The sequence below is a fragment of the Rhodococcus sp. ACS1 genome, from assembly GCF_002300155.1.
GTDB lineage: Bacteria > Actinomycetota > Actinomycetes > Mycobacteriales > Mycobacteriaceae > Rhodococcus_F > Rhodococcus_F koreensis.
In genome coordinates this window covers 1,553,827-1,567,655 of sequence record NZ_NSDZ01000001.1, presented here as the reverse complement: position 1 = coordinate 1,567,655, position 13,829 = coordinate 1,553,827, and the positions used below count along the sequence as shown (strand labels likewise).

General features: G+C 66.4%; 1 protein-coding gene. It reads left to right on the top strand.

The features are described from left to right. Positions 1–57 precede the first annotated feature (57 nt). Positions 58–13,821: a non-ribosomal peptide synthetase gene (locus CJ179_RS07330; RefSeq protein ID WP_095860999.1), complete on the top strand. Its 13,764-nt coding sequence runs from the start codon at positions 58–60 to the stop codon at positions 13,819–13,821. Positions 13,822–13,829 lie beyond the last annotated feature (8 nt).

Genomic DNA, 13,829 nt, shown 5'->3' with positions numbered 1-13,829 from the left:
CGGCAGGGTCTGGCGGGGGTTGTCGAGTACGCGAGTGACCTGTTCGATCGGGCGACGGTGGAGGGTATCGCGGCCCGGTACGTGCGGTTGCTCGAGCTGATCGTCGCGGAGCCGCAGGCGCGGATCGAGGGGTACGAGATCCTCGAGCCGGACGAACGCACACTCGTACTGGAGAGCTGGAACGACACGCGCGCATCGATACCGGACTCGACGATCCCAGTCCTGTTCGGTCAGCAGGTCGCCGCGACTCCGGACGCGGTGGCCGTGACGTTCGGTGACGAGAATTGGACCTACCGGGAGCTGAGCAGCCGAGTGAACCGGCTGGCACGCCGGTTGATCGGTGCGGGTGTCGGCCCGGAAGTGCTGGTGGCGGTCGCGCTGGAGCGGTCACCCGAGTTGATCATCGCGTTGCTCGCGGTCCTCGAGGCCGGCGGTGCATACCTCCCGATCGACCCGCAGTATCCGAGTGCGCGGACCGCGTTCGTCCTCGCCGACGCCGCTCCACTGCTGATCCTCACGGATACCCCCATCTCGAAAACACTGCCGGACAATGACATACCCCGGATACTCCTCGACGTCATCTCGGACGGGGACGGGCACGCAGAGGGATTCAGCCTCGACGACCGTGATCGCACCACACCACTGCGACCGGGCAACACCGCGTACGTGATGTACACCTCCGGATCGACGGGGACCCCGAAAGGGGTCGCCATCGACCACTCCAATGTCATCAACCTGGCGCTGCACGGATGGCCGGACGGACCCGGTGAGCGCGTGTTGCTGCATTCGTCGATGGCGTTCGATGCGTCCGCGTACGAGTTGTGGCCGACGCTGCTCGGCGGAGGCCAGGTGGTTGTCGCTCCGCCCGGGCCACTGGACATCGAGGTGCTCGAGCGGGTCGTCGCCGCGGCTGGTGTGACGTCGATGTTCCTGACGACCCCGCTGTTTCACCTGTTGAGTGATTCGGCGGACCATGCGCTGGGAGCACTCGACCAGGCACGGCAGGTGGTCACCGCGGGCGATGTGTTGTCGCCGAGCGCAGTCCGACGCGTCCTCGCTTGCCATCCTCGGATCACGGTGGTCAACGCGTACGGGCCGACGGAAACCACCGTGTGTGCCACCGCGTACTCGATATCGGGGTCGAAGGGCTTCGACGACCGGGTCAGCGTACCGATCGGAGTGCCGATCGGTAACGCCCTTGCACTCGTCCTGGGAACAGGGATGATGCCCGTCCCGGTGGGTGTCGTCGGGGATTTGTATATCGCCGGATCAGGGGTGGGCCGCGGGTACATCGGTCGGCGGGGGTTGACGGCGGAACGGTTCGTGGCGTGCCCGTTCGGCGAACCAGGCTCACGAATGTACCGCTCGGGTGATCTGGTGCGGTGGACGACCGACGGTGTCCTGGACTTCGTCGGCCGCGCAGACGAGCAGGTGAAGATCCGCGGAATCCGCGTCGAACCCGGAGAGATCGACACCGTGCTGGTCTCGCACCCCGCGGTGGGATCGGTGGTGACGGTGGACCGGGTAGGTCCGTCGGCGCAGAAGGTGCTGGTGTCATATGTGGTGCCGGCGCCCGGGGCCGAGGTGGACATCGAGGCGTTGCGGCAGTTGGCGGCGGGTCGTGTACCGGACTACATGGTGCCGTCGGCGATCGTCGTCGTCGACCGGATACCTCTCACACCGGTCGGCAAGTTCGACCGCGGCGCACTCCCCGATCCTGATCTCGCATCCGGCACTCCGTATCGGGCTCCACGATCCATTGCCGAGCAGACATTGGCGGCGGTGCTGGCCGACGTTCTGGGGGTCGATCGGGTGGGTGTCGACGACGACTTCTTCCGGCTCGGCGGGGACAGCATCATGTCGACCCAGGTGGTGTCGCGGGCGCGGGCCCGAGGTGTGCTGGTGTCGGCTCGAGACGTATTCGAGCGACGGACCGTCGCCGGGCTGGCCTCCGTCGCGAATCCGCTGAGGGATGAAGACTCTGTCATTTTCGAAGACGTGCCGTTACCGAGTCCGACTCCGGAACAGTTGTCCGCCGTCGAGGCGCGGTATCCCCAGGCCGTGGAGGTGTGGCCGCTCGCACCGCTGCAGACAGGTTTGGTCTTTCACGCGATGTTGGCGTCGGAATCGACGGATGTGTATGCGGTACAGACGGTGCTGGGTCTGTCCGGGCGGGTGCATGCCGACCGCGTGAAGGCCGCGGCGCAGGCGATACTCGATCGCTACGCGAATCTGCGGGTCGCGTTCGTCACGGACGTGGTCGAACCGGTGCAGGTGGTGCTCGAGGGCCTCGAGGTGCCGTGGTGGGAAGCCGACGTCAGTGGTGTCGATGCCGGGGAGCGAGACGACGAACTCGCACGCCTTCTGTCGGACGATGCGGCGGCCGGATTCGACCTGTCGGAACCACCGCTCCTGCGCTTCGGGTTGGTCACGATGGGCGACGGAGACTTCCGGCTGGTCTTCTCGTACCACCACGTATTGCTCGACGGATGGTCCATGCCGTTGCTGATGCGGGACATGCTGACCGTCTACGGCGCCGGCGGCGACGGAGCGGTGCTGGAACCCGTGGTCTCGTATCGCCGGTACCTCGGGTGGCTCGCGACTCGGGATCGGCAGCGGTCGATTCAGGTGTGGGAGGAAGCGCTCGACGGTGCGGAGCCCGCTTTGCTCGCGACGGGTCGTCCGGAGTCGGCACGAGGATCGTCGGTGCTACGGCGTGAGCTCGACGAGAATTTGTGGTCGGGGATGCTGGAGCTGGCATCTCGATTGTCGGTGACGGTGAACACTGTCGTGCAGGTCGCGTGGGCGATCGTGCTGGGCATGCATACCGGACGCCGTGACGTGGTGTTCGGCGCGACGGTCTCGGGCAGGTCCGGACAGATTCCCGCCATCGAGTCGATGGTGGGCTTGTTCATCAACACGATCCCGGTGCGGGTCCGGGTGGATCCTCGGGAATCCATCGCTCGGTTGATGGCCCGGGTCCAGGCGGCGCAGGCGGAGTTGATCGAGCATCATGATGTTCCGTTGCCGGTGATCCAGCGGGTCACCGGCATGGGGGCGCTGTTCGACACCCTGACGGTGTTCGAGTCGTACCCGAACGATCGGCGGAGCCTGGACTCCCTTCTCGAGTCGATCGCCTCCCTCTCGATCACGTCCTTGGATTCGTATGGAGGAACGAACTATCCGTTGACCCTCGCGGTGGAAGCGGGTGAGCGGACATCCGTTTCACTGTGGCACGATCCGGGCCTGTTCGGCGACGACGAGGTGCAGGCGATCGCGGACAGGTTCCACCGGACCCTGGAATCATTGGTGGCTGCGCCCGACGCCGCGACGGGAGACATCGACCTTCTCTCCCCGGACGAACGAAACCTGCTGGTTCCCGTGCGTGGCGCGCCGGCGGAGGCGGTCCGGACACTGCCGCAGATCCTCTCTGCGGCAGTCGCACACGATCCGAGTGCGGTGGCGGTCGTGTGCGGGAACCGCTCACTCACGTACCGGGAGTTGGACGACGAGTCGAGTCGCATCGCACGGATGCTGATGTCACGCGGGGCCGGGCCGGAATCCGCGGTCGCCGTGGCCGTGCCGCGGTCGGTGGAGTCGGTCCTGGCGGTGTGGGCTGTGGCGAAGACGGGTGGGGCCTTCGTCCCGATGGATCCGTCGTATCCGGCGAGTCGGCTCGCGTACCTGATCACCGATTCCGCCGCGCGATTCGGAATCACGGTCGCCGAATGCGTCGGTACCCTTCCGAGAAACCTCGACTGGTGGGTGCTCGACGATCCGGTGGCGCGAGTCGAGTGGTCCACACGGTCGGCTGAATCGGTGATCGATGCGGACCGGATTACTCCATTGCGGGGCGATCATCCCGCGTACATGATCTACACGTCGGGGACGACGGGTGAGCCGAAGGCCGTCGTCGTACCGCATCGGGGACTGGGCAGTCTCGCGGCCGAGATGGCGGAGAGATTCGACGTCACGGCGGAAGCACGCGTGCTGCAGGTGGCGTCGCCGAGTTTCGATGCCTCGGTGCTGGAGTATCTGCTGGCAACGGGTTCGGCAGCAACCATGGTGGTGGTCCCGGCGGGCGTGGTCGGTGGCGAGGACCTGGGCCGGATTCTCGAGAGTGCGGCGGTGACGCACGCGTTCCTCACCCCCACGATGCTGGCGACTGTACCGGTCGAGCGGATGTCGTCGGTGCGATGCCTGCTCACGGGTGCTGAGGCGGTGCCGGTATCGGTGGTGGAGTCGTTCGCTGCAGGACGGCGAATGCACGACCTCTACGGGCCGACCGAGGCGACGGTGGCGGTGGCGGCCTCGACGCCGCTACAACCGCACGGTCCGGTGACTCTGGGCGGCCCGGTCCGGGGTACGTCCCTGGTGGTCCTGGACGCGTGGCTGCGCCCGTTGCCGGCGGGAGTCGCGGGGGAGTTGTATGCCGCCGGGGCCCCGCTGGCTCGGGGATATCACGATCGGAGAGGACTGACGGCGGAGCGATTCGTGGCGAATCCGTTCGGCGCGCCGGGCGAGCGGATGTATCGCACGGGCGATGTCGTGCGCTGGGTCGAAGGAGAGTCCGGTCCGGCGCTGGAGTATGTGGGGCGCAGTGATTTCCAGGTCACGGTGCGGGGCCGACGGATCGAGTTGGGCGAGATCGACGCTGCGCTTGCCGGGCAACCCGGGATCGGATCCGCGGTGACGGTCGATCGGAAGGGCCCGTCCGGGCAGACGGTGCTGGTGTCGTACGTAGTCCCCGCACCGGGGGGCGAGGTGGACACCGATACCGTGCGGACGGTGGCGGCGGGGCGCCTTCCGGAGTACCTGGTGCCCTCCGCGATCGTGGTGCTCGAGAAGTTGCCGCTCACACCGGCAGGCAAGCTCGACCGCAGTGCGTTGCCGGAGCCGGAGTTCTCGTCGAGCAGGGCGTTCCGGTCGCCGCGGACCGAGACCGAGAAGATCCTCGCCCGGGTGTTCGCCGAGGTACTCGGGGTAGAGCGGGTCGGGATCGATGACGGATTCTTCGATCTGGGTGGCGACAGTATCCGGTCGATCCAGTTGGTTTCGCGCGCGAAAGCCCTCGGTGTGCTACTCACGCCGCGGGATGTGTTCGAGCACAGGACTGTCGGCAGTCTGTCCGAGGCCGCAGTCCTGAATCGCGATTCGGATCTCGTCGTGCTCGACGAGTTGCCCGGTGGCGGAGTGGGATCGATGCCGTTGACGCCGATCGGGCGGTTCCTCCTCACCCGGGGTGGTGGGTTCCGCCGATTCGCGCAGACGATGGTTCTGAAATTGCCTGACGGTATCGATCGGGCCGGTGTGGTCGCCACCATCGGCGCTGTCGTGGTCCGTCATGACATGTTGCGGTCGCGTCTGGTGACCGATGGCGCCGGGGAGCAGAAACTTCGGGTCGACCCGCCGGATGCGGTCGACGTGGACCGTCTGATTCGACAGGTCGCCTGTGATGACGCACCGGGCGATCCGGGGTGGCTGCGGTTGGCATCGGCCGAGCTGGATGCGGCCCTGGGGCGGTTGGATCCGGCGGCGGGCGTGATGGTGCAGTTCGTGTGGCTGGACCGCGCGTCCGGTGACGGTGACGAGTTGGCGGATCGTCCGGGCAGGCTGCTGGTCGTGGCCCACCACCTGGTCATCGACGGCGTGTCGTGGCGAATCCTGATCCCGGACCTGGCGTCGGCATGGGCGCGGGTGTGTACCGGCGAACGCCCGGTACTGCCGGCGGGTGGGACGTCGATGCGGCGGTGGGCACACGGGCTGGTGGAGGAGGCGCTGCGGCCCGGGCGCGTGGCCGAGCTGCCGTTGTGGCAATCGATTCTGGAGGGCCCCGACCCGGAACTGGGTTCGCGCAGGTGCGACCCCGTCCTCGATGTCGCCTCCACAGTGCAACACGTTCGGACGCACGTTCCCGCGGATGCGACAGCGTCGCTGCTCACCACGGTCCCCAAGGTTTTCCGTGCCGGGGCCGGCGATGGTCTGCTGGCGGGGTTGGCGATGGCGTTGACCCGCTGGCGCCGCCGTCGTGGGGTGGTCGAACCGTCGTCGTTGATATCTCTGGAGAATCACGGTCGCGAGGAGCACGTCATCCCCGGGGCCGATCTGTCCCGCACGGTCGGCTGGTTCACGACAGCGTTCCCGATACGTCTCGACATCGCCGGCGCCGATCTCGACGAGGCGTTCGCCGGCGGTCCCGCTGCCGGCATCGTGATCAAAGCGGTCAAGGAACAGGTGCTGGCGCTGCCCGATCGTGGTATCGGCTACGGGCTGCTCCGGTATCTGAACGCGGACACCGCACCGGAACTCCAGAAGTATCCGGGCGGACAGATCAGTTTCAACTATCTGGGGAGGATCTCGGCCGCGGACGTTCCCGCGGAATTGCGTGACCTCGGCTGGATGCCCGCGAGCGAGGGATCGGATCTCTCCGCGACGATGGATCCGGACCTGCCTGCGATGGCCGAAGTGGACATCAACGCCATGGTGACCGACGGTCCGGACGGTCCCCGACTCGGTGCCGTGTTCGGATTCCCCACGGGGGTGCTCTCCCGTGACGACGTTCGGGAACTTGCCGACCTGTGGTGCGACGCGGTCTCCGCACTGGCGCGGCACGTGCAGGGGCCCGGGGCCGGCGGACTGACACCGTCCGATGTGCCGTTGGTGTCGGTGTCGCAACGCGACATCGAGACGTGGGAGCACCGGTATCCGGGAGTGGTGGATGTGTGGCCGTTGACGGCGATGCAGTCCGGTCTGTTGTTCCACTCGGTTTTGGCCGGTGCGTCGTTCGACGCGTACACGACCCAGCTCGTTCTCCATCTCGGCGGGAGGGTCGATCCGGAACGGATTCTCGCTGCGGGACAAGCGTTGCTGGCTCGCCACGCGAACCTGCGGACCGCGTTCGTCGGCGATTCGGACACCGGTCCGGTGCAGGTCGTCCTCGACGCAGTCGCGTTGCCCTGGCGCGAGGTCGACCTGCGGAACGTTCCGGAGGGCACTCGCGACGGCGAGTTCGAACGTCTTCTCGTCGAGGATCAGGCCACACATTTCGACCCGGCGACGCCGCCGCTGATCCGATTCACTCTGGTGACGTTGGGACGGGATCGATTCGAGCTGGTGATCACCAATCATCACGTACTGCTCGACGGGTGGTCGATGCCGCTGCTGGCCGAGGAACTACTCGCGCTGTATGTCTCGGGCGGCGACGCCGCCGCGCTACCGAAGGCTACCGGGTACCGGAATTTCCTGGTCTGGCTGGCCGAGCGCGACCGCGCCGAATCTTCTCGAATCTGGGCGGAGGCCCTCGACGGGGTGGACGAGCCGACCCTGCTGGTTTCCTCGCACGCGAAGCGGGAATCCGCGTCGGAGGAAGTGCAGGTGACGGTTGACGTACCTGCCGGCCTGTCCGCGAGGTTGTCGGTGCGGGCCACCGAACTGGGCGTCACGCTGAACACCGTCGTTCAGGGAGCGTGGGGGATTCTGCTCGGACAGTGGTGCGCGCGAAGGGATGTCGTATTCGGGGCGACGGTCTCCGGCCGCCCGGCCGGTCTGGCCGGCGTCGAGTCGATGGTGGGCTTGTTCATCAACACCGTGCCGGTGCGGGTGCAGTCCGTACCGGGCGACACGGCTGCAGAGGTGCTGACCCGGTTGCAGGAGCAGCAGGCCACCTTGTTCGACCATCACTACCTCGGGTTGACGGAGATCCACAAGGCCGCGGGGGCGCGAGAACTCTTCGACACCCTGGTCGTGTTCGAGTCGTACCCGGTCGATCGTGCCGCGTTGGCGGCCGCAATCCCCGTCGACGGACTAGTCGTCACCGGTGTCCGAACGATCGACGCGTCGCACTACCCCATGACTCTGATCGCGAGAGTCGATTCCCAATTGCGTTTGACGGTGGCGTATCTGCCGAACCTGTTCGGCGCCGCAGCCGTCGACAGCATCGCCCGGACGCTCATCCGCATCCTGCAGACAGTCGCGGACGACCCTCAGGTCGTCGTGGACCGTATCGAGATCGTCGAACCGGGCGAGCGACGGTTGGTCTTGGAGACGTGGAACGACACCGCGGTCCCTGTGCCGGATGTGACACTTCCCGGCCTGTTCGAACGCCAGGCCGCTGCCACACCAGATGCGGTGGCCCTGATATCCGACGACGAGCAGTTGACGTATCGAGAGTTCGAAGAGCGAGTGAACCGGTTGGCGCGGAGGCTGATCGCGCAGGGTGTCGGTCCGGAGTCTCTCGTCGGCGTCGCCGTGCGACGCTCGATCGACCTCGTGGTGGGAATCTACGCGGTCGTCACGGCGGGTGGAGCGTACGTGCCGATCGACCCCGACTATCCCGGCGAACACATCCGGCACATGGTGGAGTCCGCGGCGCCGGTCTGCGTGTTGACGCGATCCACTGACCGCACAGAGGTCCCGGGCATCACCGTGATCGAGATCGATGGCCGACAAGGATCTGAGATCGACTCCCCACCCGTCCGCGATGAAGAGCGCATCAGCCCGTTGAGGCCGGGTAACACGGCGTACGTGATCTTCACGTCCGGGTCGACAGGTCGACCGAAGGGGGTCGCAGTCAGCCACTCGGCGATCGTGAACCAGTTGCTGTGGATGCGGGACCATTTCGGCTTCGACCACGATGACGTGGTGTTGCAGAAGACGCCCGCGACCTTCGACGTGTCCGTGTGGGAGATGTTCCTGCCACTGCAGGTCGGTGCGCGGCTGGTGATCGCGAAGGCCGACGGACACCGCGATGCGAGTTATCTCGCGGAGACGATCAGATCGGAGAAGATCACCACCGGCGACTTCTCTCCGTCGATGCTCGCAATGGTCCTGGAGCGACTCGAGTCGGCTGACTGCGACTCGCTTCGACGCGTCTTCTGCGGCGGCGAAAACCTGTTGGCCGCGACGGCACACCATTTCATGGAGCACAGCGGCACACCGTTACACAACCTGTACGGGCCCACCGAAACGGCCCTCCAGGTTTCCCACCATCGATGCGGCCCTTCGATTGACACGAGCGCGCCGATCGGTGCGCCGGTGTGGAATACACAGGTGTTCGTACTGAATGCGGGGCTCCGGCCGGTTCCGGTGGGTGTGGTGGGGGAGTTGTATATCGCCGGGGTGCAGTTGGCGCGTGGGTATTTGGGTCGGCCGGGTTTGACAGCGGAGCGGTTCGTGGCGTGTCCGTTCGGTGTGTCCGGTGCGCGGATGTATCGGTCGGGGGATCTGGTGCGGTGGACCGTCGAGGGTGAACTCGAGTTCGTGGGGCGTGTTGATGAGCAGGTGAAGGTGCGGGGGTTCCGAGTCGAACCCGCAGAGGTCGAGGCGGTGCTGCTGTCGCATCCGGCGGTGGCTCAGGCGGTTGTGGTAGCCGACGCCACCGGCAATGGCACCGAACTGATCGGATACGTCGTTCTCCACATCGACGGTGTCGACGGGTCGAGTGAGTCGGCGGCCGAGTTTCGTCGTTTCGTGGCCGGGCGGCTGCCGGAGTTCATGGTGCCCGCGGCGGTGGTGGTGGTGGATCGGTTGCCGCTGACGGTGAACGGCAAGCTCGACCGAAAAGCGTTGCCCGCGCCGGACTTCATCGGTGGCGTGTTCCGGGCCCCGCGGTCACGGGTGGAGGAGACGCTGGCGTCACTGTACGGTGACGTGCTCGGTCTTCCACGGGTGGGGATCGACGACAGCTTCTTCGACCTGGGCGGGCATTCTCTGTCCGCGACGCGGCTGGTGGGGTTGATCCGCAACGCGCTCGGGGTGGAGGTGCCGATCCGGGTGGTGTTCGAATCCCCGTCGGTCGCGGAGTTGGCGTCCCGGCTGGGCGACGCTGCGGTGGCGAGGGTGCCGTTGCTCCCGCGGGTGCGGCCCGAGCGGGTGCCGTTGTCGTTCGCGCAGGCCCGGTTGTGGTTCCTTCACAAATTCGAGGGACCGTCGGCGACGTACAACATTCCGGTGGCGGTGCGGTTGACCGGTGCTCTTGATGTGGGGGCGTTGGTGGCGGGGTTGGGGGATGTGGTGGCTCGGCACGAGAGCCTGCGGACGGTGTTCGGTGAGGACGACGGTGTGCCGTTCCAGCGGATCCTGTCGGCTGAGCAGGTCGACGCGGAACTGCCGGTTGAGGTCGTCGACGCCGGGGACGGCACTGCGATGGATGTGGTCGCGGAGGCTGCGGGACATCGGTTCGATCTGTCCGGCGAGATTCCGATTCGGGCAACGTTGTTGGAATGCGGTTCCCGAGAGCACATCCTGGTGTTGGTGCTGCACCATATCGCGGGGGATGGGGGTTCGTTGGCGCCGTTGGCTCGGGATGTGGCGGTCGCGTATGCGGCCCGCGCGGCGGGGCGGGCGCCCGGGTGGGCGCCGTTGCCGGTGCAGTACGCCGATTACACGCTGTGGCAGCGGGACCTTCTGGGGAGCGAGGACGATCCGGGCAGTGTGCTGGCCGCGCAGGTGGAGTATTGGCGGGCCGAGCTGGAGGGGTTGCCCGACTGTATCGAGCTGCCGACCGACCGGCGGAGGCCGGCGGCGCCGAGTTACCGTGGCGGCACGGTGGGGTTCACGGTCGACTCGGAATTGGGTTCGCGGGTAGCCGAGTTGGCCCGCGGGTCGGGGGCGACATCGTCGATGGTATTGCAGGCGGTGGTGGTGGTGTTGCTCCGCAGGCTCGGTGCCGGGTGCGATATCGCGATCGGTGGGCCGATCGCGGGCCGTACCGACGAGGCGTTGTCCGAGTTGGTGGGGTTCTTCGTGAACACGTGGGTGTTGCGGGTGGATGTGTCGGGGAATCCGCGGTTCGAGCAGGTGCTCGACCGGGTGCGGGTAAAAGCTCTAGGTGCGTACGAGAATCAGGATGCGCCGTTCGAGCGGTTGGTGGAGTTGCTGAATCCGGTTCGTTCGACGGCGTATCATCCGTTGTTTCAGGTGTCGTTTGCGATGCAGGACAATGTGTTTCCCGATGTCGCGTTCCCAGGGTTGGAATGGACCACATTGCCCGCGCCGACGGGGACGTCGCGTTTCGATCTGTCGTTCACCGTCGCCCCCGACGGCCACCAGGGTCTGGCGGGGGTTGTCGAGTATGCGAGTGACCTGTTCGACCGGGCGACGGTGGAGGGTATCGCGGCCCGGTATGTGCGGTTGCTGGGGTTGATCGTCGCGGATCCGCGCGGGCGGATCGAGGGGTACGAAATCCTGGATCCGCACGAACGCGAGTTGGTACTGCGGACCTGGAACGAGGCGAGCGTTCCGATCCCAGACTCGACGATCCCAGGCCTGTTCGGTCAGCAGGTCGCCGCGACTCCGAATGCGGTGGCGGTCACGTTCGGTGACCGGCATCTGACCTATCAAGAGCTGAGCAGCCGAGTGAACCGGCTGGCACACCGTTTGACCGGTGCGGGTGTCGGACCGGAAGTGCTGGTGGCGGTCGCACTGGAGCGGTCACCCGAGTTGATCATCGCGTTGCTCGCGGTCCTCGAGGCCGGCGGTGCATACCTCCCCATCGACCCCCGCTATCCGAGTGCACGGATCGGGACCATCCTCGCCGACGCCGCTCCGCGGTTGATCCTCACCGACACCCTGACCGATAACATGTTGCCCGACAACGACATCCCCAGAGTTCTCCTCGATGCCATCTCCGACGAGGGCGGGCAGTCGGAGGGGAGGGGCCCCGACGACAACGACCACGCAACACCTCTACGGCCGGGCAACACCGCCTACGTGATGTACACCTCCGGATCGACAGGTGTTCCGAAGGGTGTCGCCGTGAGCCATCGGAGCGTGGTGTCGCTGTTCGCCGGTACTGCAGGCTGGGCAGGCTTCGGTGCCGGGGACGTGTGGGCGTGGTGCCATTCGGTCGCGTTCGATTTTTCGGTGTGGGAATTGTGGGGGGCGTTGGTGCACGGAGCCCGGATTATGGTGGTGCCGTGGGAGACCGTGCATTCGCCGGCCGGATTGTGGGAGGCGGTGGTCCGGGAGCGGGTGACAGTTCTCGCTCAGACGCCCTCGGCGTTCTACGAGTTCGCCGAAGTCGAGCGTGAGGATCCTGCAGTGGGGTCTGATTCGGTGCTACGGATGATGGTGTTCGGCGGTGAGGTGTTGGATCCGGCCGGGTTGCAGGGCTGGTATCGGGACGAGCGCTCGAATCCTCCGATTCTGGTCAACGGGTACGGGCCGACCGAGACGACGGTCTTCGCGGCAACCTTCGTGCTACCGGAGCCGGGCGAACGCGCCGACCGCGTGAGTGTGCCGATCGGGGCGCCCGTGGGCAACACGCAGGTGTTCGTGCTGGGTGCGGGCTTGGTTCCAGTCCCGGTGGGTGCGGTCGGGGAGTTGTACGTCGCCGGCGTGCAGTTGGCTCGCGGCTATCTCGGGCGGACGGGGTCGACGGCCGAGCGGTTCGTGGCATGTCCGTTCGGCGGGCCGGGTGCGCGAATGTACCGAACCGGGGATCTGGTGCGCTGGACCGCCGGCGGAGTGCTCGAATTCTGCGGAAGAGCAGACGCGCAGGTCAAGATTCGCGGATTCCGGGTCGAACCCGCGGAGATCGAGGCGGTTCTACTGAAACATCCGTCCGTGACTCAGGCGGCGGTGGTGGTCCGGGACACCACCACCGGGATCGGATTGGTCGGTTACGTGGTCTCCGACACCACCGACACCGGCACCCGTGTCGAGGTCCGTCGTTTTGCGGCCAGGATGCTGCCGGAATACATGGTTCCGGCAGCGGTGGTGGTGCTGGATCGGTTGCCGTTGACGGTGAATGGGAAACTGGATCGGCGAGCATTGCCGGCACCGGAGTTCATCGGCGGGGCGTTCCGGGCGCCGCGGTCACCGGTGGAGCAGACGCTGGCCTCGCTCTACGCGGAGGTTCTCGGGGTTTCCCGGGTGGGGATCGATGACAGTTTCTTCGACCTGGGTGGGCATTCGTTGTCGGCGACGCAGTTGGTGAGCCGGATTCGGTCGGTGACCGGGGTGGAGGTCCCGATCCGGGTGATCTTCGAGTCTCCGACGATCGCCGAACTCGCACCCCGTATGGGTGAGGAAATCGAACCCGGCTTGCTCGATCCGTTCGCCGTCGTCCTGCCGATCCGAAGCGACGGATCCGGACCGCCCCTGTGGTGCGTCCATCCGGGCGGAGGACTGAGCTGGTGCTATATGGGCCTTCGCGCCCACCTCCCCGACCAGCCCATATACGGTCTGCAAGCGCGGGGCTTCGACGGAGTGACGCCGCTACCGAAGTCGATCGAGAGTATGGCCGCCGACTATCTCGAGCAGATCCTCGCCGTTCAGGAAGACGGCCCGTTCCTTCTGCTGGGATGGTCGTTCGGTGGTCTCGTCGCCCATGCGATCGCCACCGCTCTGGAACGTCGAGGACTCGAGGTCGTACTCCTCGCGATGCTGGACAGCGTGCCCGGTGCAGGGGATCTCCTCCTCGGCGAGGCGGCGCCTTCGGACGACGACATTCGACAGTCGATCCGGGCATGGGCGCAGAGCCGCTACGGCGAGATCGTCGATTCGCCCGACACTGCGCCCATCTGGGATGCCGCACGTGCAATTTATCGGAACGACCTACGGCTGTCTGCCGACCACGTACCGCAGACCTATCACGGTGACGTGGTGTTTCTCCGCCCGGCATTGACGGATGACGACACGATGTCGAGCGAGTCCTCGTCCGACTTGTGGCGCGCATACGTCACCGGTGACATCGTCACCCACGACGTTCACAGCACGCACGCCGATATGGATCAGCCGCGTCCCCTCGCCGAGATCGCGCTGATCATCGATCAGGAACTGGCCATACGGGGTCGACGCACACGACAAACGGACGTCTGACGAAGGGG